The organism is Micavibrio aeruginosavorus ARL-13 (genome assembly GCF_000226315.1).
GTDB lineage: Bacteria > Pseudomonadota > Alphaproteobacteria > Micavibrionales > Micavibrionaceae > Micavibrio > Micavibrio aeruginosavorus_B.
Genome location: NC_016026.1, coordinates 33,973 through 57,191, shown reverse-complemented (window position 1 = coordinate 57,191; position 23,219 = coordinate 33,973). Strand labels below are relative to the sequence as shown.

Genomic DNA, 23,219 nt, shown 5'->3' with positions numbered 1-23,219 from the left:
TTGACGGTAGAGGAAAAACAAGTCCCCCGTCAAATTTCACACCTTCACGCCCCGGTCATATGCCCCATATGGCGATACGACAGCGCCTCGGCCACGTGGCCCGTACCCACACCCCGATCCCCCGCACCGTCCAGATCGGCAATCGTCCGCGCCACGCGCAACAAACGGTGCCAGCCACGGGCGGAGAGTTTCATCGCCTCGGCCGCATTCAACGCCATGGCGCGCGCCGCATCATCCAGCGCCACAACCTCTTCCAGCTTCGCGCCAGAGATATGTGCGTTTAATCCTGTCGGGCTAATCTCCGCACGGCCCTCATACCGGGCCGTTTGCACCTGCCGGGCGCGCAGCACGCGCGCGGCCACGGTTTTCGTATCCTCACCGCCCGGTTGGTTGCCCTGCAAATCTGACAGCGCCACGGCGGGCATGTCGATGCGCAAATCAAAACGGTCCAGCAACGGGCCCGACATCTTCGCCTGATAATCCGCACCACAGCGCGGGGCCTTTGTGCATTCGCGGCTGGGGTCGCCCAAAAACCCACAACGGCACGGGTTCAACGCCGCCACCACCTGCACCCGCGCGGGGTATGTCACATGGTGATTGGCGCGCGCGACCACGGCCTGCCCTGTTTCCAGGGGCTGACGCAAAGACTCCAATGTCTGGCGCGCAAATTCGGGCAGTTCATCAAGAAACAACACGCCATTATGCGCCAGTGAAATTTCCCCCGGTTTTGCCTTTGCCCCGCCACCGACCAGCGCCGGCAGTGACGCCGAATGATGCGGATCACGGAACGGGCGCATCTGCACCAACCCACCTTCGGGCAACGTGCCCGCCAATGAATGGATCATGGAAATTTCCAGCGCTTCACGCGGGGTCAGGGGCGGCAAAATCCCCGCCAGACACGCAGCCAGCAATGATTTTCCAGACCCCGGCGGCCCGGACATCAGTAAATTATGCCCACCCGCCGCCGTGATTTCCAACGCCCGGCGCGCCGTTTCCTGCCCGCGCACCTGTGATAAATCGGGGCCCATAAACCGCCCACCATCATTCGCCGCCGCAATGCGCGCGGCCGGTCGGGTCAGCACCTGCGTGCCCTTCATATGGTTGATCAGTTGCAGCAAATCATCGGGGGCCAGAATATCCAGATGCTCCCCCGCCCATGCGGCTTCACCCCCGCACGCCGCCGGGCAAATCAGCCGATTGTCATTCGACCCGGCATGCAACGCCGCAGGCAACACACCCGCCACCGACCGAATACCCCCATCCAGCGACAATTCCCCCAACACCAGCGCATTGGCCAATTCATCGCGCGGCAACACATCCATCGCGGCCAACACACCGAGGGCAATCGGCAAATCGTAATGCGACCCTTCCTTCGCCAGATCGGCGGGCGCCAGATTGACCGTCAATTTTTTCGGCGGCAGTGACAAGCCCAACGCATGCAACGCCGCCCGCACCCGCTCGCGACTTTCCCCCACGGCCTTATCCGGCAAACCAACGATGGTGAACGACGGCAACCCCGACGAAATCTGCACCTGCACATCCACAGGACAGACATCAACGCCATGAAAGGCAACGGTTTGAACGCGGGCTACCATATTTATCCTATCAAACGAACTAATTTAATATTTTCATACATTTCTGGCGTCTCAAATTTTAAACAATACCAGTTATTTACCATTCCCCCACAAAACCCGCGGGTGATTGTCGGACCAAAATTTCCGACATATGCCTGCCTGCCATAGTTGGGAGGAAGATTTATAGATGGATCAATCTCTATTTTTCTTGCCATCCCGTCTACGGTAAAATTGATACTATTCTTCCAATTCGGCCAAGCATCCATAATGGCGTTTAAAGCCCGCCTCCACACAAAATAAGATAAACATGAAGAACCAAAGCGAGACACATACGTGGAATCCCCTATTGCTCCAAGGGCATCCGACGCAAAAAACCGGGGATCAGGGGGCAACTTCCTAAAGCCATAGTTTTTGCAATCAGACAATTCGAGCCCATATACCAAGCAACTGCGGAAAGTAAAGAACACATCCTCATCTACGTAAGTGTAATATAAATGGGCATCGGGATCCTCGCCGCGGTGTGAATTTGGCTCCAACAGCGCGGGAAAAATGGCGGCCTTTTGATCATTACGCAAAAGATAAGGAACGCGTTCTTGAAACCCCACTAGCTGTTCATCTTGCGAAAAAAATGGAATATTATACGTTTCATCAATGCAAAACTTTAACGACGCTTGCGCCTTGGGCTCCGCAACATCAATGTAAGTCCACTGCTGTGGTGCAGGTGAATGCAATGGCTCCAAATGCGGTTCCACAATCGGATAGCTGGCAACAACCTCCCGCTTACCAGCCTTCCGCCCTGAAAAAATCCTTTTTACGTCTGATCGCCACTTTCCCTGATACCACGCACCAATCACGATTAAACCAAAAGGCCTTTCATCAAAAACACCCTCAGGCCAACAAAGCGCCACATCTACAAAAAAATCATCTATGCGGCGCCACAAGCCATATGACGGAGAGGTCTCAAAGATTTTATTATAGTCAATCGTAATACCAAAACGGCGATGTTTGTCCTTTTCGTACTTAATACTGAAACACAGGATCTGCTCTATTTCTGTATCTTTATACAAAAACTCCAGTTCGCTCGAATACTCGAAATATTCGGGCTGCGGGAACAAATCGCGTATTAGTTTTGCGCGATTATCACTTGCCCATTTTTTCAAAAACTCTTCTGGCAGCTTTTGAAAAGTTACGTCTTTTAGAATTAGCTCTTGACCGCTTTTAAAATTACGAATTTTCCAAGGAGCATCTTCATATTCAAACCAACCATATTGTTCCATCTACTGTCCCCAGAACCGCGAAAACAACCTAAAATACACAAAAACCATCTCACAAAACCCACCCTTCTTAAAGCCAAAACCCCAGAGAAACCCTTGTATTTTCTTTGCCATCCCACCCATTAACCTCTTTTTCACCCGCGCTGGTCCATGGTGGGGGTGTTCGTCGGGGGACGGGCCGCGTGGCTTGGGGTCATGCGTTCAAGACAAGGGGTTTAAAAAAGTGTCTGTTTTGGGATTGAAGAGCGTGAAGGATCATTTGAGCGAACAGGAAATCATTCGGCTGCACCGTGAATTGACGGTGCCGTGTGCCGTGCATGATGTTCTGAAAGGCTTGAGCCCGCTGGATGATACCGCAACGTACGCCATGGATGTGATGATCGCGGAAATGCCGGTGGATGCGGCGTTGTTGTGCGTTTCATTATCCGCCGCGCATATCGCCCATGATTTAACCGGGCTGCACCCGATGGCGGGCGCGCTAGCCGTGGAAACACGCCGCATCACGCATGAATATGGTCCGACATGGTTGGCCTATGCCGATGGACAATTGAATGACGACGCGGTCAATGCCGCGCAAACCCAATTCACCGATTCCATGGCGGAAGATTTTGAAGCCCTAGCCGATTTGCTGGATACGTGCGGCAGCGATATGCCGGGCGACAGCGATCAGGCACAATTATGCACCCTGCTGGCCGATCATGCGCGGTCCTATGCCGCGTACACCAATGCGATGGTGAACGGCGAGGATTTGGGGATCATTTACGAGGATATGGACGCCCATCCGGCCCAGTTCAGCCCCGGAATCCCGAGCGGGCAGAGCAATGTGATCGCCTTTCCGGGCGCACCGCGGCCACGGTAAAATATTGTAAAATATAGACAAAATACGGGTGCTGGTCTCTTTAGGTCAGCACCCTATTTCTATTCTTTGATATAGGTTCCTGCAAGAATCGCGTCAGAATTAAATGGTATGATCTTTGAATAGTCTCTTTTGTGGGGCGACCTTCTGCGCGGCGTTTTTTATTTATTGGTTTTTTGATGCACAATAACGGCACGGCTCATTCCAACGACCTGTCTGTCCTTATTCCCCGCATTGCCATGCTGGCTGTGTTGTATTTCGTCATGGGGCGGCTGGGATTATTCATGGCGGCGCAACCGGGATATGCCACCATCGTCTGGCCGCCGTCGGGCATTGCCATGGGGTTTATTCTGGCCTATGGCCTGCGCATGTGGCCCGGCGTATTTATCGGATCATTCTTCGTCAATTTATCATTACAAGGCGGGCCGTTTGTGACCATCAACCAGGTGGATTGGAGCACAATCCTGCCTGCCGCCGCCGTCGGTTTTGGCTCGACGCTACAGGCTTTGGTTGGATTCACGCTGGTGCGGCGTGTCTTTGGCATGACGCCGCCAAAAATTCACACTGCGCGCCAGGGCTTGCTGTTGTTCTTTCTGTGCGGGCCGCTGGCGTGCCTGACCGCTTCCACCATTGCCGTTGCGACGCTGTATAGTTTTGGGCAATTGCCCACCAATCTGGTTTTTGAAAACTGGTATACGTGGTGGTTGGGCGACCTGCTGGGCGTGTTCGTGTTCCTGCCACTGGTGTTGATTTTCATCAACGAATACCACGAAATTAAAAAATATCGCGAAGGGCTGAAACCCCTGTCCGCATTGATCATCATGACGGTGATCGTGCCGTTGATCGTGACGTTTTACGCGTGGAAAACAGCCGGTACGTTTATCTACGAAAACAACAAATGGCAATTCGTCAACATGACGGCGGAAAGCGAACGCGCCCTGCTCCACCGCATCGAATCCTACGCCCTTGTTCTGGTCAGCGGGTCCGGATTTTTTGGCGGGTCCGACAACGTATCCCGCGATGAATGGCAAACCTTTGTCGGCACGCTGGACATTGAAAACAATTTTCCCGGCATTGGCGGTATCGGATATATCGAATACGTTCCCGAGGGCGGCGTGGCTGATTTTCTGGCCACCGTCCGCGAAAGCAACCAGGATTTCGTCATCCATCCGCCCGGCCCGCATGCGGGGAATTTCATCATCACCTATATCGAACCGCGGGAAAAAAACGCCGAAGCGTTTGGCCTGAACATCTCGTTTGAGAAAAAGCGGTATGATGCCGCCATCCGCGCCCGCGACACCGGCAAGCCAACCATGACCCGATCCATTGAGCTGGTGCAAGATCAAGATAAAACGCCGGGTTTCCTGTTGTTACAGGCGATTTACAAAAAGGGCGAAGAAATTCACGACACTGTGGAAGAACGCCGCGCCAATCTGGTCGGATGGATTTACGCCCCCTTTGTCGGCCGCAATTTTTTCGAAGGCCTAACCTATAGCCAGTCGAGCACGATGAATATTCGCGTTTATGACGGCACCGACACACAGGCGAAAAACCTGATCTACAGCAGCATGCCGCAAAACGGGCCCCACGCACCGATGTTCACCACCCAGCGCACCATCAGCGTCATGCAACAGAACTGGACCATTGCATGGGAAAGTACGCCAGCCTATGAACGCGCAACATACAGCCCGACGCCGACCATGATCATGATTGGCGGAATGATTTTTTCGGGGCTGTATGCCGCGTTCCTGTTCAATATGCTGAACCGCACGAAGATCATTGAATCACTGGTGCGCGAAAAAACACAGGAAGCCGAACGCCAGAAGGAAGAGGCCATCAAGGCCGCATCCGCCAAGGCCGATTTTCTGGCGAAGATGAGCCACGAAATCCGCACCCCCATGAACGGCGTTCTGGGCTTTATCGACATCCTGCAGGACACGCCACTTGATCCCGAACAACGCGCCTATCTGGAAAAGGCAAAAGTTGCGGGCAATACGTTGTTGCGCGTCATTGGTGACATTCTGGATCTGTCGCGGATTGAATCCGGCAAAATCGACATCGACAGCGCCCCCTTTAATATCCGCACCGCTTTGAGCCTGTGCGTCGATCTGGTCCAGGCCCGCGCGCAGGAGAAAAACCTGACGCTGGATTGCGTCGTTTCAGCCCGGTGCCCACCGGTTCTGGTCGGGGACAAATACCGCATCAAACAAATTGCCATCAACCTGTTGGCCAACGCGGTGAAATTCACCGAACAGGGCAGCATCATCCTGCGCGTTGATTACGCCAACGGCAATTTGCTGATGGAATTTGAAGATACCGGGATCGGGATTGCCAAAGACAAGCTGGACGACGTTTTTGAAAATTTCGTTCAGGAAGAAACCGGCATGATGCGCCGTTATGGCGGATCTGGCCTGGGGCTGAGCATTACGCGCCAGCTGGTGATGGTCATGGGTGGCAGCATCCGCGTCGAAAGCGAAAAAGGCCGCGGGTCACGCTTCTTTGTCAATATTCCAATGGCCGTCGGCCAACAGCGTGAAAATAATTTCAGCACCGCGCGCCTGGTCACATCTATCAAACCAAAAAACATTCTGGCGGTTGAAGATACGCCGTTGAATCGTGATTTACTGGATGCGCTGTTGCGCCGCGCCGGGCACACCGTCACCCACGCCGAAAACGGCCAGGAAGCGATTGATATGCTGCGGCATCGGCGCAATTACGACCTGATCCTGATGGATATTCAGATGCCGGTGATGGACGGCATGGAAGCCACACGCATCATTCGTGAAGAGCTGGAGCTGGATATTCCCATCATCGCCCTGACCGCGCACGCCCTGCCCAAAATCGCGCAGTCCTTTTATGACGCCGGGATGGATGATTATCTGATCAAGCCGTTTGATGCTGACATGTTGTACAAAAAGATCGACACCGTCTGCGGCCTTTCTGATCGCACGATTGCGCACCCGGGGGGCATGAAAGACGCCAATGACAATGACGTCCTGTTTGACCCGGCCAAACTGGCCAATCTGCGGGGCTTCTTGGGGGATGAACAAACCGGCAAGATGGTTGAAGCCTTCCGCAGTGACGCGGATGAACGGCTGAGCGCCCTGTCCGGGCTGGAGAAAGATCGCAAATCCGCCTATCAAAGCCTGCACGCTTTGGCGGCCACGGCGGGCAGTGTCGGGCTGGATCGCCTGTCGCACATGTCGCGCGATTTAATGGACCGGATTGAGGAAATGCCCACGGATGAATATGCCGGGGCCGTCGACGCTCTGAACGCCGCCTATAACGACGCCCTGAACCAACTGAATGATGCCGTCAGCCGCCTGCGGGCCTGATTGGGGCGGGCTACACCAGCTTTTTCGACAGCATGGGCCCCAACGCGCCACCACCCAGAATATGGACGTGGAAATGCGGCACTTCCTGTCCACCATTCAGGCCGGTATTGGCGATGGTGCGGAACCCCGTTTCATGCAGGCCCAGATCGGTGGCAATGTTCGCCACAGCGCGATACAAGGCCGCGATTTCATCGGCGCTGGCGCGTGTGCCGAAATCAGCCTGATTGATATACGCCCCCTTGGGGATGACCAGAATATGCACCGGCGCATGCGGAGCAATGTCGTGGAAGGCCAGAACCAGGTCATCCTCATACACCTTTTTGCACGGGATTTCCCCACGCAGGATGCGGGCAAAAATATTGTTGGTGTCATAGGTCATGAATGCGCCCCTTTGCTGGAAACCGAACAGGTCAGGCCAGCATAACGCGCAGACATCAGAATGAAAAGACGACCGCGTTTTGAGTTCTACGCCCTCCCCCTAACCCCCTCCCTCTGGGAGGGGGAAAATAGGGAAGAAGCTGGACTTAACGATCAAACCAGATCAATCTCCGGGCGCTCTTTCAGGCCTGAGGGATCAAGAACCTTGTAATAATACCGCCCCGGAATCACCTTGCCATCAACCCGCGCATAAAACGGGTGCGTGCCAAAATGCACATAGCCCATGCTTTCATACAATTTGATGGCGACATCCTGACTTTCACGGACATCGAGATTGATGGCGCTGTAACCTTCGTCACGGGCAACCTCTTCCATCTTTTCGACCATCATGCGGGCCAGGCCATGGCCCCGCGCCCATGGCGCAACAAAGACGGTGGTCATGGTGACGGCAAAATTCTGCGCTTCATTATTTTTCTGCGGCGTGATCAGTTGCGCGGTTCCGCAAATCACCCCATCCATGCGGCCCACGAACAAGATCCGCGATGGCATCGTCATCACACCGCGCCAATACCGTTCCAGAACCTCGCGCGCGGGCAGCCGGACCCAGCCGAATCCACCACCATCGGAAATGGCGGAATCGGTCGCGTCGATCAAATCATCCAGATCGCCGGGCGCCAGTTCGGTGACCAGTTCCACTGTCGGCACTGGTTCGCTTGTTTTCGGTTGGGGTGTTTCTGTCATAGCCTCATCCACACAAAGATACTCGATTGACAGACCCTGTCTCAGAAGGGGGACCGCTTGGCCACGGTTTTGTTGCGCCGACCATACGGGGACCGTCCCTTTGATTCAAACAGAAATTGTTAAACTTTCCGAAAAAAAGAGCCACGCACAATGTTGTGCGCGGCAATAAGGTTTACAGGAGAAACTAAACCGCAAAAAATCGTTCCGTGAGCCGCCTATTCATACACCACCGGGGTGCTGTCCTCCGGGTCAAACAACACCGTCCCGGCCGCATAAGACACAGGGGCCACCGGTTCCGAGACCTGCGCCTGCTGATCCGGCTCTGCATCGCGGGCCTCCAGCATGGGAATCAGGCCACAGCACAGGCTTTCATCCCGGCACATCGCCCGCGCCAGATCGGGGGTGGAACAATTGACCACCCGCACCGATACAGGCAGCGAGGCGCTGGCCGCATAGGCGGTGGAAAATCCGCCCGCAACGGCCAGGATAAACCCAGAAAAAAGTACAAAAAACCGCACCGGCACCCGCATGCGGGCCCGTTGGCATCGAACAGATTGTTTCATGAATCGACCGTCTAAAAACTCTCTACCAATAACGCCTTAACGCGGTGGGCGGCCCCCTTCCCGGAACTGCCCGACCAAACCCGGATCACTCTTATCGCTCCCCGGTGGGGAACCCGAAGCGCCAGAAGGCCGATTAAACTGCCGCTTCGACTGCCTGACCGGATCAGACCGGAAACAGGCATCCACCATCATTATAGCACGGTGGTGTTTTCATATTCTCTTCAGAATACCATGAAATATAAGCCAAACCTTAAATACGGAGCATTATTTCCATAAATATTTCATCCTTGTGGAATCTCAAGCCGTTAGAGGCTGAAGCAAGGGTAAAAACACGATGCCGGGGTGTGTCTTTTACCCCGGCATCGTGTTTGTTGTTAACCATCCCCCCACCCGTCATCCCGGAAAAGGCGTCAGCCTTTATCCGGGATTGAAGCCGTGAAGCCCACCATCACGGCAAAAACCCCGGATCATCCCTTGCGGGCTGTCCGGGGTGACAAACAATGTATAAGGACGTTACGGTTTTAGGTGTCCTGAACGACAGGCGGGCTTTTCGGGCCATCCTCCGGCTTGGGGCCGATATGGACGACGCTTTCGCCTTTGAGCGCGGCCTGCACCACGGCCTCGGCCTCTTTCCGGGTTTTGATCATCGAGAAGATGATGCCCGAGGCCAACAGCGTCAGCGTAATCCCGAGCGACAGCACCGGCGGCAGTTTGAATCCGGCAAATTCCGCGATAAACGCCTTGGTTCCGATAAACATCAAAATAACGGCCAGCGCGTATTTCATGTAATGGAACCGGTGAATGATCGCCGCCACGGCAAAATACATCGCCCGCAAACCGACCACGGCGAAAATGTTACTGGTGTACACCACGAAGGTATTGTTGGTGATGGCCAGCACGGCGGGCACGCTGTCGACCGCGAAGATCAGATCCGCAACCTCAACCGTGACCAGTGCCAGGAACAGCGGCGTTGCCACCCAGCCGGTCAGGGAATCCATCCCCTTTTCCCGGACAAAGAATTTATGGCCGTGCAGGAACGGGGTCACGCGCAAATGTTTTTGCAGGAATTTCAGGAACGCGCTGTCTTCAATACGGTTCTCATCATCATCCTTGGCCAGCAGCATTTTCAAACCGGTAAAGATCAGGAACGCCGCGAAGATCAGCAGCACCCATTCAAAACGGTGTACAACAGCACTGCCGACACCGATCAGGATACCACGCATAACAATCACGCCGATAATGCCCCAGAACAGCACGCGGTGCTGGTACTGCCGCGGGACGCCGTAATAGGCGAAAATCATCGAAATCACGAACAAATTGTCGATCGACAGGCTGAGTTCGATCAGATAGGCGGTGAAATAATCCATGCCCGGATCGGACCCGAGCGAGTTCCACACCCATACACCAAACAACAACGCGATGGTGACATAGACACCGGTCAGGCGCAGGCTTTCGCGTACACCAATTTCATGATCCTTGCGGTTCAGAAACCCCAGGTCGAAAACCAGCAGGGTCAGCACGATGCCCAGAAACGCAGCCCACATCCAGACCGGATGGCCGAGCGCCGTTTGCGTAAAGAAATCCAGAAGAGTGTCCATCAACACGAAGCCCCAACCGCGGAACCGCCATAGCCCCCGGCTTTGTTAAGAATGCAGGTTATCCCGTCGCCATACTGCTGCGGAATGTGGGCCAGTTTATGGCATTTACATCAATCTTGCCAGCCCGCACGCAACGCTGTATTTTTCATAGACTCAACATTTTTGCAGAGTGCCCGCATGCCCCCATCCCGTTCTGCCGCCCCGATCACCCTCCGCCGGGCCCGCCCTTCTGACTGTGATGCGCTGTGCGGCATTGAAATGCGCAACTTCGTCCACGACCGCCTCAGCGCCCGGCAAATGGCCAGCCACATGACCAACCCCAACGCTGAATTCTGGGTTGCCACAGATCGGCAAACAGGGATGATCTGTGGCTATGTGCTGGTGTTCTTCCATGCCGTGCGCGGGGCGCGAATTTATTCCGTCGTGGCGGACAAAGCCCATCGGGGCAAGGGCATCGGCCGCGCCCTGATGACCAAGGCCATCACCGTGACCAACGCCCGCAAGACCCCCCGCCTGTGGCTGGAGGTGCGCACCCGCAACAAAGCCGCCATCGCCCTTTACGAAAAACTGGGGTTTGTTCCGTACAGACGCGTGCCCGCCTACTATTCCGATGGTGCGGACGCGCTGAAAATGCTATTGAATCTGTGATAGACACACGGATTTTACAGACCACGTGCTGAAATATATTTTAATCACCGACGAAGCCCGCGAAACGATCCCGGACCACCCGGATCGCGTGATCGTGACGCCGGATGATTTCATCGCCAATCGCCTGCATGGCATCGATTTACACCATTGCCAGCGCGTCAAGGTGATCAATCTCTGCAGCGATTACGAATATATGAGCAAGGGCTATTACTGCTCCCTGCTGGCGGAGGCGCGCAATATGCGCTGCATCCCGTCCGTGTCGCATATGATCCAGCTCAACTGGAAACGTAACTACCAATCCGCCTTGCCGGAATTGAATGGCGTTCTGGACCGCGTGTTCAAGGAACCGGCGGATGAACCGCTGGAACGCACATATTACGTGTATTTTGGCCGCACATCGCACCCGAAACTGGACGCGGTTGCACGCCGCGCCTTTGACCTGTTCCGCTTTCCTTTGCTGGCCATTGAATTGCACTACGGCAAGAAATGGGAAGTGAAGAATATCGAACCGCTGGCCTTGTCCGACATCCCGGATGAGAAGATGTCCTTCATGGCCGACGCGCTGGAGAAATTCACCGGTTCGGCGTGGAGCAGCACGAATAACGGGAAGAAGGAAAAATACTGGATCGGTATTTTGCATGATCCCGACGAACAACATCCGCCATCGGATAAAAAGGCCCTGCAAAAATTCGTCAAGGCGGGCAAGGATCTGAACCTGTCGGTGGAATTTATCACCAAACACGATTCCGCATCGATTTTGGAATATGACGCGCTGTTTATCCGCGAAACAACGGCCATCAATCACCACACCTATCGTCTGGCCAACAAGGCCGAGAGCGAAGGCATCCCGGTCATTGACGATCCGCAATCCATTATCCGCTGCTGTAACAAGGTGTTTTTGTTTGAATTGTTGAGCGCGAACAAAGTACCGATCCCCAAAACCACGATTATCGACAAGCGCACAGAGCGCAAAATCCGCGATACGCTGACCTATCCCGCAGTGCTAAAAATCCCTGACGGCGCATTCAGCCAGGGCGTGGTCAAGGCGGAAACGCCGGACGATTTCGACCGCATGGCCCGCGACCTTTTGAAAAAATCGGAAGTCATTCTGGCGCAGGAATTTATCCAGTCGGATTTCGACTGGCGCATCGGCGTGCTGAATGGCGAGGCGATTTTCGCCTGTAAATATTTCATGGCCAAAGGCCACTGGCAGATTTATCAGCATCTGGACGAGCATAATTTCCAGGATGGCGACCATATCACCATCCCAATTGAAGAAGCCCCGGAAAAAGTCGTCAAAATCGCCACCAAGGCCGCCAATTTGATCGGCAAAGGCCTGTATGGCGTTGATTTAAAGGAAACCAAGGACGGCGTATACGTGATCGAGGTCAACGACAACCCCAGCATCGATTCCGGGGTCGAAGACGGCTATCTGGGCGACGCCCTGTACCGCAAGATCATGCAGCATTTTATTACGCTCATCGAAGCGGAATGATGCGCCGCAAACACGCCTGAACACGCCACCTCTCATCATCTCGTCATACCGGCGAAGGCCGGTATCCATAGGATGGTCTGTATGGACCCCGGCCTTCGCCGGGGTGACGAATGGTAAGGACCCCCCAAATTTGACAGCCCGACCCGCACCCCCTACTGTGCCCGGCAACCCTAAACCCTTTTATTGATTGATATTCACGCATGTCCAAAGCGCTGGCCGTGTTTAAAAAATCAGGTCTGCCCGATCATCCATCTTTGCGCGATGCCTTTGTCGCCGCACATGATGCGGGCGTGACCTATTACACGCGCAGCAATCCTGGCGATCTGATGAAACGTCTTGAGCATCTGGAACTGCATTTGCACGAGCAGGCGATGGCGGCGCGGTTGCTCTTGTCAATCAATGATGGCGTGGACCGGATGCCCAGTGCCACTGCCTTGTTCGTGAACGCCACGTGGCCCTACACAAGCACATATGGCTGGTCCGCATTGACACGCGCTTTTTACGATGCGCAAAAAATGGCGTTGTTGCACAGTGGCGTGGGCCCCCTGCTGGCGCGCGCGCTCAATTCCCGCACAAAAGAAGCCATGGCCAGTGCGCTGATCGCGCGCCATTACCAGCTTATGAATCCAACCTATCTTTCTGAAGGGATGGGTCCGGCGCAGGACCGGATCAATCGTCACCGCCCGCAGATTTTGCGTGGCCTTGACGCCCTGAAGGCTGATACCATGCCTGCGCCGCTGGCCCAGCATGTGGCGATTATTCGCAAACTCAATCCGAACCTGATGGATCATGGCTTTTAAGCTTCTTATCGCTGTTCTCACCCTTTCGTGCTGTTTTGGCGCGCCTGTCTGGGCGCAGACATCCCTGCCCGCCGAACAGGAACCGGCCATCGAAGAAAAGATTCCGGGTCCCACAATGGTGCAAACCCCATCCAAGGCGCAAACCCCAACCCCCACACCGTCCGGCCCGCCGCAATTGATGATGCCGGCGGCCTGCGCGCTGGGGACCGATTGCTGGGTTGTCAATTACATCGACACCGACACCGAAAAGGACAGCGCCCGTGATTACACCTGCGGCCCGCGCACCTATGACGGGCATGACGGCACCGATTTCGCCATTCGTGACCGCGTCGCCATGGATATTGGTGTCGGCGTCGTCGCCGCCGCCAATGGCCGCGTCGTGCGCGTGCGCGATGGGCAAGAAGACCAGCAACCCACGGGCGAACAAATTCAAACCATGCTGTCCTCTAATCTTGGATGCGGCAATGGCGTATTGATCGATCACGGCAATGGCTGGCAGAGCATTTCCTGCCACATGAAAAAGGGCAGCATTACGGTCAAGCCGAACCAGCCCGTGCGCGCGGGTGAACGGATTGGCGAGATTGGGCAATCCGGCGCAGCGGAATTTCCGCATTTGCATTTCAGCCTGTTTAAAGGCGGCACAATCATCGACCCGTTCAGCGGTGAAGCCATCGACGGAGGATGCGGCGGCACGCCCCAGCCTTTGTGGTTGATGGGATTAACCCTGCCCTATGAACCTGTCGCCCTGTATGCGGGTGGATTTACGCCGGGGGAACCGGTTCTGGACGGTTTACGCATTGATGCGACCGGGGCCGCCACCGTGCGGGCCGATGCCCCTGCCTTGTCCTTCTGGGTCGGGATTTACGGGGTGCGTGAGGGGGATGTGATCCACATGACCATCACCGATCCGCTGGGCCGCGTTTTCGCCAGCCGCGCCATCACACAGGATAAAACCCGCGCCCGGCAATTTTACTATGTCGGCCGTAAAGTGCGCGGCACCTTGATGCCCGGGCCGTACACGGGCACGCTGACGCTGGAACGTGCCGGGGATGGTGTCACCACCGACACCATTTCACGCGCGCTGGAACGCATGGTCACCGTGACTTCAGTGGAGCCTTGAACGCTCTACCCCCTGTCCCGGCGCAACAGGATATAAAACGCCCCCGAGCCGCCATCGCGCGGCGTCGCCGCACTCATCTCCAGCACAATGGCGCGCAACGGGTCCTGCCGCAGCCATGCGGGCAAATTCTGGCGCAGGACACCCGGTTCATTGCGCATCCAGCCGGGCCGGCCATCGTCCGTATCCGCCTGCATTTTCGAATTGCCCTTGCCGGTAATCACCAGCACGCAGCGTTTCCCCGCCGCATGCGCCGACAGTAAAAACTGCGTCAGGCGCGCCTGCGCCTCGGCCTGCCGCAAGCCATGCAAATCCAGCCGCCCTTCAATCACCATCTGCCCTTTGCGCAAACGATTGGCATTCCGGCGATCCAACCCCGACCCGGGGGACAAATCCGTCCTGACCGCGGGCGGAGATAACGCAGGGGCCGGACTCGGACCGACGGTGGTCTGGGGAGAAGACACCCCGTGTGCAGGCGTATGATCAGCCGCCGGTGCGGCCGGTTTTGCGCGCTTTCCGGGCAGAGGTAAAACATCGCGCAGGACATAGGCCCACAGCCCTTGATCCTCATCACTCAAACCCCTGTTTTCTTTGGGGTTTTTCTTATGTTTTTCCCCAGTTTGCCCCGGGGTTTCGGACGCGGGGGGCGGGGGCGGTTTTTTCGCCATAATCATACATATCCCAGTTGTATTCAGAGATTATAAAAGAGATTATAGCATCATGGGATAGACACTGTCCCACCACACCCTGCCCCGGTCCGGTTCCGGATCCGGTTTTGGAAATCCCGTTGATGTTCGTATCTGCCTTGCGCTTTCTTTCTTTTGTCATGGTGTTGCTGGCGTTGGCCACGCCCCATCGCACCGCCCATGCGCAGGACGATTTGATGCGCGCCTACAGCGAAAGCGAAAAGGCCGCGTTTGCGTTTTATCGCCTGACCGACACACTGCCGGATTTCCGCACCTGGATCACACCGACCGAAGCCTATAAAAACGCAAAGCCCAGCCAGCGCAATGAAATTGTTCAGCAGGGAACGCTGCGCCTGCAGCAGGGGTTTTTGAATTTCTATGTCGAACGCACACCGCTGACGATCAAAAGCCCCGCCACATTGCAACTTTTCGAAGCCAGCGAAGCCGATGGCAAAACGCCCGCCAAGCCCCGCCGCATGGTTCTCACCCTGCCCGCGATGGCCGACCCGCTTTATTTTCCGTTCAATGTCGGTGATTTATGGCTGGCTGTGATTGTGACGGGGGTCAAGCCGACCATGACATTCCCGCTGGATGATGCGAAATATGACCGGATCAAAAGTCTGATGCGCATCCGCACCAGTAACGATAAACGCCTGATCCGCGCGGAGATTGTCGCCTTCGCCAAGGAAGCCGACGGCAAGGCCCCAATGGAAGTGTCCGGCGTTCCCCTGTTTCCGATGGTGGCCAGCCCCGTGGTTCTGGCCCTGTGGAAAGAAGACGAGGAGGACATCCTCCTGTGGGAAGATGTCTCCCCCGGCTATGTCAGCAGCCGTGAACGCGAGCTGATGTTGCTGTTCAGCAAGGAATAATGACGCGCGCGCCCAAAACACGTTATAATAAATCTGTTATAACGATGATTTTTTAAGGCTTTTTGGCGCGATGGATTCAAAACTGGACGGTGTTTTCCGCACCACATTCCGCACGACCGAGCATGCCGATTCATGGCTGGGCATCCGCCATGACGACGATCGCGGGCACGGGAAAAAGAAAGACGAGCACAAAGATGAAAGCGATGAGTTTTCATTTGGTGATGATGCGCATGTGTCCGTATCGGCACTGTATGTTTTTCTGCGCGATTTATTGATTCAGGCGGGCACGGCGGTTCCAACACCGCCACAGACGACCCCCGCCGCCATGCCGGCCACCCCGGCGCCGGATGCGCCCCCACCCACACAAGTGGCGCAACAGGCATCGATGGCGGCACACGCCTATCAAAACACAGCGCGACAGGGCAGCCCTTCCATCTCCATCAGCGATACGGCCCCGCCGCCGCCACCAACCCCAACCGGTCCAAAGGTGGAGCTGAGCCCGGATGAAATCCGAACAATTCAACGGTTGATGAGCGATCTGGAAACACTGGCCGGACGTGGCGTCGGCACCCTGACCATCAAGAAAGCGGACACCTTCCTGCAAAGCCTGCGCGCGGCGGTGGATTTGATTTTAACACCGTAAAAACAGCTTTTTTAGCATTCCCGCGCAAGCGAACACCAAAAGGACTTACCCCACAATCAACCGATACCCATCCCCATCGGTCGTCAGGATCACCGGGGCAGCCGGGTCGGTTTCCAGTTTTTGCCGCAGGCGATAAATATGCGTTTCCAGCGTGTGGGTTTCCACACCCGGCGCAAAGCCCCAGACCCGGTCCAGCAAGACATCCCGCGCCACCGCCGCACCGCGCGCGGCCAGTAAGACCGACAGAAGATCACGCTCCTTCTCGGTCAGGCGCGTCACAATCCCATCCGCACCCCGCAGCGCCAGATCGGCGGACAAAAATTCAAACATGCCCAGAATGGCCGGGGCGGGCCCCGTAACGCTGTGCCGCCGGATCATATCCAGCACCAACCCCAACCGCACACGCCGCGACCCGTCCAGCATATCGCTCAGGTCGATATCAGCGGGCATGGTCGTCACCGTTACGCTCACACCATAACGGGCCGCCGCACGCACCAGAACATCCCCCACACGCGCCGGCAGGGATGGTGGCACACGGACGGAGAGCGGAGTCGAAGATGGCGGCATGGGTGATGAAATATTCTGGGTCATGCCCGTATCATGCCAGAAACCGGGGCGGAACAAAACGCCGGGCAAAATTGGACAGCCACCCCCTGTTTGACCCACCCTGTCCAAAAGATTATCTTTTTATAACAATATGTTACCACTTCACACCTGCGGCACAGGACTTGCAAAATCATGGGGTGATGACTGAACGAACTGGAAAAAGTTTCTCCCCATGATGGTGCCTGACACGATTGCCACGCCCCTTGCACCTGCGGCCTCCTCCCCGCGGGGACAAGCGGGCGTGGCCGTTTCTTCAGGTTCCTACGCCGCGGCAAAGCCTCGCCCCGTCTTTCGCATGGATCAGGGCAATGATCGCATGGCCGGGTCCATTCCGGTCTGGGGCATGCCCCAAACGGCGCAGGAAGAAACACTGGCCACCCTGACCGGAGCCGGACCGATGGACCCCCGCGTCGATGGTGCGCTGGCCTATCAATCTGATCACAGCATCAACCCCGCGCTGCAGGGCGAGGAACCGTTTGGCTTTGGCGACCTGATCGACATCATCAACCCGCTGCAGCATATTCCGCTGGTCGGCACGGCCTATCGCGAAATCACCGGCGACACAATCCGCCCCTCTGGCCGCATTTTCGGCGGGGCCTTGTTTGGCGGGGCCGTGGGGGCCGCCGCCGGTCTGGTGAATGTGATCGTCGCCGAAGAAACCGGGGCCACGATTGACGAACACGCCATGGCCGCATTGAAAGATGAACCGATTGCAAACCCACCACCATCAACGCCAACACAATCCGCCAGCCAGACATCGCTGGCCCAGCTGGATCAGGCCGCAACCGCCCCGCTGACACCGCCAACACCGGAAACCCTGCTCGCCTTTCATGCGACCCAACAGTATGAGAGCGCCGCATCGCTGGGCGATATCGCCCCTGCGGCAGGCCATGCCGTGAAGCGACAAGTGTGGAAATTTAACGAGTAAGCCCACTTTGTGTTGATCCGTGGTTAGAAAACTCACCGCGCCCCGAACAACGCCGATCCCACACGCACATGCGTGGCCCCATAGGCGATGGCGGTTTCAAAATCAGCTGACATCCCCATGCTGAGATTGGACAGGCCACAGCGCCCGGACAGATCGCGCAAAAGCTGAAAATGCGGTGCCGGATCGACGTCAACGGGGGGAATACACATCAATCCGGTGACATTCAGGCCCAGATCACGACAGAATTGCAACAAATCCGGCACATCCGCTACAGAACACCCGGATTTTTGCGCTTCATCGCCTGTATTCACCTGAATAAAACAGGGTAATGACCGTTTTTGCGCCTGCATTTCCGTTGCCAGCGCTTGGGCCAGTTTAGGGCGGTCCACCGTTTCGATGACATCAAACAACGCCACCGCATCACGCACCTTGTTCGTTTGCAGGGGACCGATCAGATGCAGGGACATATCCGGATAAAGCGCGCGTCGCCCCTCCGCATGGTGGCGGCCCCACCGCTTCTGCGCCTCCTGTACCCGGTTTTCACCGAACACGCGCAGGCCCGCGCGCAAAGCCGCATCAATCTTATCATCCGGCTGGTTTTTACTGACCGCAACCAACTGCACAGACACCCCATCGCGCCCACTGGCACGGGCGGCGGTTTCAATGCGGGTTTGGACGACTCTAATTGTTTCCATGCACTAATTGCACTAATCTATGGCCGCTGTGTTCTTGCGTAACCATGAATCCAGATGGTTGAGTGAAAAATCCGCCCGTTGGTAAAGGTCAATCATAAAGGCATAAATGTCATCACCGTTGGCCGTCATCCGATAACCATTGATCACCAGAAACGTGTATGTACAAGCGAACGCCGTTCGCTTGTTGCCGTCAATAAACGGGTGGTTTTGAGACAGACTCTCCCACAACGCCGCCGCTTCGGCGACGATGTCGGCATAATATCCGGTTTGTGGACGAAACAGCGCCGCTTCAAGCAATCCCGGATCGCGAATACCTTCGCCACCGCCATAACGCAGAATTTGATCCGCGTGAATCGCCATCACGTCGGCAACCGTCAAATAATCAGCCATGATTATTCAGCCAGCTTTTTATAAAGCCCGGCATAGGGAGCATGCGAGCCCATATAGGCCGCCATGACATGGGGACGCGCTTTGGCATTCCGATGTTTTTCAATCAAATCAGCCAAAGCCTCATCCACCAGCGCCTGCAACTGCCGCCCCTCGGCCCGGGCCAGATCACGCACATCCGCCAGCAAGACGGCATCCACCTGCGTTGCAAATTTTTCACGGGTTTGGGTCATGGTACAATTTTCCTTTTCCTTGGCTCCCCCCATTATATCTTGATGTATCATGATTTATCAAGTTTTTGACTATGGAATAGTCTAACAATTTGATATTGAACAAAAAAAGGGGGCTTTGTAGCCCCCTTTTCAATTCCTTATCCAACCCGAAGATCAGAAGTTGATTTGCGTCCCCAGCAACAAGCTGGTGGCGTCGCGATCGCCGATGGCGCCGCCAAATTCGTGTTCAACATGGTGAACAGAACCGCGGAAGGACATGCCCGGGCCGTAGTTATAGGTCAGACCGAGGCTGTAACGTTCGGTATCACCCTCATTCGCAGCCAGTTCTTCATACGTGCCGTTCAGGTAGGATGCACCCAGAACCCACAGGCCCATGGTGTAATCGGCACCGATGACGAACCCGTCATGGTTTTCGTTGGCGTCGGTGTCGACGTTTTCTTCATCGAAATAGACAGCACCGAATTGGAAGTTTTTCCAGCCCAGAACAGCCGCCGCGTTCCAGGATTTCAGATCATCACTGGCTGCCGATTTCTGTTCGACATCGACGGTCACATAACCAGCACCCAGCAGGATGTTGAAATCACCGATTTCGCGTTCATAACGCGCACCGATTTCATAGGCAGAGCCACGATCATCCAGCTCGTCATCTTCAGCAACGCCGAGGGAACGGGACGTTCCGCTAACATCCGGTGTGTAGGACGCTGCGACCTGCAAACCAGAGAATTTCGGCGTGGTATAGGTGATCTTGTCCGATTTACCCGAGGAGTTGGTGGCGTAATCAATCTGGAACCCGGTTCCCAACGCACCGTTCGTCAACGTGTCATAGTTGATCGGGTTGAGATATTGGCGAACACCGTCAATGTTGGAATCCGCTGCCGGAGCCGCAACTTGCAGCAAATAAGCGCCACCATCTTCAGCACCAAAATTGATGCGACCCCAATCGCCGGAGAAATAGACGTAGGATTCATCAACCGCAGAACCATCACCCAGATCGTTACGGATTTCCGTGTGGAACCCGACGGTCAGGCCATTATCCAGTGTGGTTTTGCCTTTAAAATGCACTTCGGTATCGCGCAGGATGTCGAAGGTGCGGGATTCGTTGCCCGGCATATCATCCTGATCATGGACAGCCACATAGCCGCGCATAAAACCGCCAATGCCCAGATCAATGGCATTGTCCTGCGCCATCGCGGACGGTACCGCGGCGAATGTTGAACCCGCAACCAAAGCGGAGAGAAGAATTTTTTTCATGATGTTAAGTGGTCCCCGAAGTAAAGAAAGACTGATTCGTTTAAGGCATAAGGATGCCATCCGTGCCCCCCTCTGTCCAGTCCATGAAAGCCTCCTATCCCTTTGATATACAGGTGTGTTTTTCGTATTGGCTGAAGGGTTTATTGACACCATTCCCACCCCTTGTCATCCCGACAGAGCCGCGCTGTAGCGAAGCAAAAGCGCGCGACGAGGGATCTCCTCTTCCTCGAAGGGGAGATCCCTCACATGCGTTCGGGATGACAAAAGGAAGGGGCGGGCCCTCTCCCTTTGGGAGAGGGTTGGGGTGAGGATCTTTAAATGCCGATCATCAAGGACAACCCCGTGATCACAACAAAAAAGAAGGGAGGCCGTGAGGCCCCCCTTCCCAATTCATCATCCAATCCGAAGATTAGAAGTTGATTTGCGTACCCAGCAGCAGGGACGTACCGTCTACGTCGCCACCAACTTGGTCATATTGTACGTGGTGTACGGAACCACGGAAGGACATGCCCGGGCCGTAGTTATAGGTTACGCCACCGGAATAACGCTCAGCGTCTACGTTAGCAACACCGTCGATGTCGTCAGCGTTGTAGTAGGAAGCGCCGATAACGAACGGGCCGGTCGTGTAGTCAACACCAACAACGAAACCGTCTGTGTCAGCATCTTTCGTGCCGGCGGTGTTTTCGCCGTCGAAGTATACTGCACCAACGTTAAACGCGCCGAAGCCAACGTTTGCACCAACGTTCCAGGTTTGAACGTCGTCAGAAGCGGCGGTTTCTTGCTCAACTTCAACTTGAGCATAGCCAGCGCCAACGGCCAGACGGAACGCGTCGAAGTTACCTTCGTAACGAACAGCGGCTTCATAGGCTTGGCCCAGAGCATCGTTCACGTCATCCGTGGACACGCCCAAGGAGCGGGAACCCAGAGCCGTACCAGCAACATCTTCTACGTCCGGCGTGTAAGACACACCAGCTTGGAAGCCATTGAAGTTCGGGGAAATGTAGGTGATTTTGTCAGCAGCTGCGGTCGGAGCCATGTCATAATCCAGGGCGCCGGTTGCACCAGCAGCAACGCCAGCAACGGTCGTGTTGAACGCGCTGATGTACTGACGGATACCGTCAACGTTCGAGTCAGCGGACGGAGCAGCAACTTGCAGCAAGTAGCCAGCGCCATCTTCAGCACCGAAGTTTACGCGGCCCCAGTTGCCAGCGAAGTAAGCATAGCTTTCTTCCGTAGCAAAGCCATCACCCAGGTCATCTTCCAGTTCCGTGTGGAAACCAACGGTCAGGCCGTTGTCCAGCGTGGTTTCGCCGGTGAAGTGAATTTCGGTTTCACGCAGGATGTCAACCGAGCGAGCGTCCGGTTGGCCAGCAGCTTCATCTTGGTCGTTCCAGGTTACGTAGCCTTTCATGTGGCCAGCGATGCTCAGATCAACGCCGCCGTCTTGTGCCATTGCAGGAGCAGCAGCGAAAGCCAGTGCACCAACAGCAACGGTCATCATCAGGATATTTTTCATTTGGATAGTTCCTCCAGTTTCACAAAAAATCGCATCCGTTCGGATTCAAGGTTATCAATTCGCACTGATCCCCATGCCGGACGGCACGTATGGGCATAAGGATGTCACCAGAGGGTCAGGTTTTCAACGACAGAAGTGCACAGAAGCCACATTTCGGGGTTTGAGTGTGGCGTTTTTGCCACATTGAAAAATTATTATTGTTTTTCAATGTGATAAAACAAAGCACCCATCATCGTCATTCCCGCGAAAGCGGGAATCCATGGGATTTTGGGGATGCTCACAATGGATTCCCGCTTTCGCGGGAATGACAAAAGGTGACAACGGGAGAAGAAACACCATCAACCAACCCCACGCTTGAGGGTTGCTGCCCCGCATGCTAAATCATCAGGCACGTTCTTATATATAAAGAGGTTTCCCCGCATGACATCGCGTTTTCTGGTTTTAACCCTGTCCTTGATGGCCGTTGCGGCCGTATCCGCCTGCTCTTCCGTACCGAAGGGTGAGGCCAAATACCCGACGGGGATGGACCGCAACACCAAAGTGGACCAGAACGATATCTATAGCGACAGCCAAAGCATCTTTGGCGATGGCGGCATCAGCCTGCTGGGCAAGAAGAAAGCCGACACGACCGGGGCCGATGGCGTGACCGTCAACAGCTATCTGTGGCGCGCCGCGTTGGACACCGTGTCCTTTATGCCGCTGGCCAGCGCCGATCCGTTTGGCGGCGTGATCCTGACCGACTGGTACACCCCGGCGGAAACACCGGGCGAGCGTATCAAGCTGAACGTCTTTATTCTGGACCGCCAGCTGCGTTCCGACGGCATTCAGGTGAAAGTGTTCCGGCAGGTGCGCAAGGGCAATGAGTGGCGCGATGCCCCGGCCAGCATTGAAACCGGCCGCCAGGTTGAAGACGCCATCCTGACCCGCGCCCGTCAAATGCGCGTTGAGCACTTGGCAAAGGATTAAGGGGATGAACGGATGATCCGATGAAGGGATGATCGGAGAATAAAGGAAAAGCCCCGCCGT

General features: G+C 55.6%; 23 protein-coding genes. 10 read left to right on the top strand and 13 right to left on the bottom strand.

Features of this window, described 5'->3' with window-relative positions; all coding sequences use genetic code 11:
- Nucleotides 1–44: 44 nt before the first annotated feature.
- On the bottom strand, nucleotides 45–1,595 hold the full coding sequence (locus tag MICA_RS00285) for a YifB family Mg chelatase-like AAA ATPase (protein ID WP_014101636.1): 1,551 nt from the start codon (nucleotides 1,593–1,595) through the stop codon (nucleotides 45–47).
- A 2-nt stretch (nucleotides 1,596–1,597) separates the two neighbouring features.
- Nucleotides 1,598–2,851, bottom strand: coding sequence for a hypothetical protein (locus MICA_RS00280; RefSeq protein WP_014101635.1), 1,254 nt, complete (start codon nucleotides 2,849–2,851; stop codon nucleotides 1,598–1,600).
- Nucleotides 2,852–3,071: 220 nt separating this feature from the next.
- Here MICA_RS00280 and MICA_RS00275 point away from each other — a divergent pair, with 220 nt between their 5' ends.
- Nucleotides 3,072–3,707 carry a hypothetical protein gene (locus tag MICA_RS00275; RefSeq protein ID WP_014101633.1) on the top strand — a complete coding sequence of 212 codons (636 nt, stop codon included), beginning with the start codon at nucleotides 3,072–3,074 and terminating at the stop codon, nucleotides 3,705–3,707.
- 176 nt (nucleotides 3,708–3,883) lie between these two features.
- Nucleotides 3,884–7,039, top strand: coding sequence for a CHASE domain-containing protein (locus tag MICA_RS00270; RefSeq protein WP_014101632.1), 3,156 nt, complete (start codon nucleotides 3,884–3,886; stop codon nucleotides 7,037–7,039).
- A 10-nt stretch (nucleotides 7,040–7,049) separates the two neighbouring features.
- On the opposite strand, the gene MICA_RS00265 is transcribed toward MICA_RS00270, so the two are convergent.
- From MICA_RS00265 to MICA_RS00250, 4 genes are all read right to left on the bottom strand, one after another.
- Nucleotides 7,050–7,418 (bottom strand): histidine triad nucleotide-binding protein, encoded by a 369-nt coding sequence (locus MICA_RS00265; RefSeq protein WP_014101631.1) that lies wholly within the window; start codon nucleotides 7,416–7,418, stop codon nucleotides 7,050–7,052.
- A 152-nt stretch (nucleotides 7,419–7,570) separates the two neighbouring features.
- Nucleotides 7,571–8,158: a GNAT family N-acetyltransferase gene (locus MICA_RS00260; RefSeq protein ID WP_014101630.1), complete on the bottom strand. Its 588-nt coding sequence runs from the start codon at nucleotides 8,156–8,158 to the stop codon at nucleotides 7,571–7,573.
- Between the two features lie 215 nt (nucleotides 8,159–8,373).
- On the bottom strand, nucleotides 8,374–8,721 hold the full coding sequence (locus MICA_RS00255; protein WP_236619921.1) for a hypothetical protein: 348 nt from the start codon (nucleotides 8,719–8,721) through the stop codon (nucleotides 8,374–8,376).
- A gap of 521 nt (nucleotides 8,722–9,242) precedes the next feature.
- A complete protein-coding gene (locus MICA_RS00250) occupies nucleotides 9,243–10,319 on the bottom strand; it encodes a TerC family protein (protein ID WP_014101628.1) in 1,077 nt (358 codons plus the stop codon).
- A 177-nt stretch (nucleotides 10,320–10,496) separates the two neighbouring features.
- Here MICA_RS00250 and MICA_RS00245 point away from each other — a divergent pair, with 177 nt between their 5' ends.
- The 4 genes from MICA_RS00245 to MICA_RS00230 all read left to right on the top strand — a co-directional run bounded on the left by MICA_RS00245 (nucleotide 10,497) and on the right by MICA_RS00230 (nucleotide 14,382).
- The gene (locus MICA_RS00245) at nucleotides 10,497–10,967 is read left to right on the top strand and encodes a GNAT family N-acetyltransferase (RefSeq protein ID WP_014101627.1); all 471 of its coding nucleotides are present in this window, start codon (nucleotides 10,497–10,499) and stop codon (nucleotides 10,965–10,967) included.
- Nucleotides 10,968–10,992: 25 nt separating this feature from the next.
- Nucleotides 10,993–12,462, top strand: coding sequence for a RimK family protein (locus tag MICA_RS00240; protein WP_014101626.1), 1,470 nt, complete (start codon nucleotides 10,993–10,995; stop codon nucleotides 12,460–12,462).
- Between the two features lie 200 nt (nucleotides 12,463–12,662).
- Nucleotides 12,663–13,262, top strand: a complete 600-nt coding sequence (locus MICA_RS00235; RefSeq protein ID WP_014101625.1) for a hypothetical protein — start codon at nucleotides 12,663–12,665, stop codon at nucleotides 13,260–13,262.
- Nucleotides 13,252–14,382 carry a M23 family metallopeptidase gene (locus MICA_RS00230; protein WP_014101624.1) on the top strand — a complete coding sequence of 377 codons (1,131 nt, stop codon included), beginning with the start codon at nucleotides 13,252–13,254 and terminating at the stop codon, nucleotides 14,380–14,382. The genes MICA_RS00235 and MICA_RS00230 overlap by 11 nt, the downstream gene beginning before the upstream one ends.
- 5 nt (nucleotides 14,383–14,387) lie before the next feature.
- Here the strand turns inward: MICA_RS00230 and MICA_RS00225 are convergent, their stop codons facing one another.
- A complete protein-coding gene (locus tag MICA_RS00225; protein WP_236619920.1) occupies nucleotides 14,388–14,957 on the bottom strand; it encodes a Smr/MutS family protein in 570 nt (189 codons plus the stop codon).
- Nucleotides 14,958–15,169: 212 nt separating this feature from the next.
- On the opposite strand from MICA_RS00225, the gene MICA_RS00220 reads away from it, so the two are divergent.
- Nucleotides 15,170–15,934, top strand: coding sequence for a hypothetical protein (locus tag MICA_RS00220; RefSeq protein WP_236619919.1), 765 nt, complete (start codon nucleotides 15,170–15,172; stop codon nucleotides 15,932–15,934).
- Between the two features lie 70 nt (nucleotides 15,935–16,004).
- Entirely contained in the window at nucleotides 16,005–16,577 is a 573-nt protein-coding gene (locus MICA_RS00215) for a hypothetical protein (RefSeq protein WP_014101621.1), read from the top strand.
- Between the two features lie 45 nt (nucleotides 16,578–16,622).
- Here MICA_RS00215 and MICA_RS00210 read toward each other — a convergent pair whose 3' ends face one another.
- The gene (locus MICA_RS00210) at nucleotides 16,623–17,168 is read right to left on the bottom strand and encodes a winged helix-turn-helix domain-containing protein (RefSeq protein ID WP_236619918.1); all 546 of its coding nucleotides are present in this window, start codon (nucleotides 17,166–17,168) and stop codon (nucleotides 16,623–16,625) included.
- A gap of 256 nt (nucleotides 17,169–17,424) precedes the next feature.
- Between MICA_RS00210 and MICA_RS00205 the strand changes: the two genes are divergently transcribed.
- Complete coding sequence (locus tag MICA_RS00205; protein WP_236619917.1) at nucleotides 17,425–18,111, top strand: hypothetical protein; 687 nt, start codon at nucleotides 17,425–17,427, stop codon at nucleotides 18,109–18,111.
- 32 nt (nucleotides 18,112–18,143) lie between these two features.
- Here MICA_RS00205 and MICA_RS00200 read toward each other — a convergent pair whose 3' ends face one another.
- The 5 genes from MICA_RS00200 to MICA_RS00180 form a co-directional block, all read right to left on the bottom strand.
- Nucleotides 18,144–18,806: a YggS family pyridoxal phosphate-dependent enzyme gene (locus tag MICA_RS00200; protein WP_014101618.1), complete on the bottom strand. Its 663-nt coding sequence runs from the start codon at nucleotides 18,804–18,806 to the stop codon at nucleotides 18,144–18,146.
- Nucleotides 18,807–18,818: 12 nt separating this feature from the next.
- Entirely contained in the window at nucleotides 18,819–19,196 is a 378-nt protein-coding gene (locus MICA_RS00195) for a type II toxin-antitoxin system death-on-curing family toxin (protein WP_014101617.1), read from the bottom strand.
- Between the two features lie 2 nt (nucleotides 19,197–19,198).
- Entirely contained in the window at nucleotides 19,199–19,426 is a 228-nt protein-coding gene (locus MICA_RS00190; RefSeq protein WP_014101616.1) for a hypothetical protein, read from the bottom strand.
- A 153-nt stretch (nucleotides 19,427–19,579) separates the two neighbouring features.
- Nucleotides 19,580–20,677, bottom strand: a complete 1,098-nt coding sequence (locus MICA_RS00185) for a porin (RefSeq protein WP_014101615.1) — start codon at nucleotides 20,675–20,677, stop codon at nucleotides 19,580–19,582.
- Between the two features lie 409 nt (nucleotides 20,678–21,086).
- Nucleotides 21,087–22,193 (bottom strand): porin, encoded by a 1,107-nt coding sequence (locus MICA_RS00180; RefSeq protein ID WP_014101614.1) that lies wholly within the window; start codon nucleotides 22,191–22,193, stop codon nucleotides 21,087–21,089.
- 420 nt (nucleotides 22,194–22,613) lie between these two features.
- On the opposite strand from MICA_RS00180, the gene MICA_RS00175 reads away from it, so the two are divergent.
- Nucleotides 22,614–23,159, top strand: coding sequence for a DUF3576 domain-containing protein (locus MICA_RS00175; protein ID WP_014101612.1), 546 nt, complete (start codon nucleotides 22,614–22,616; stop codon nucleotides 23,157–23,159).
- Nucleotides 23,160–23,219: the final 60 nt, after the last annotated feature.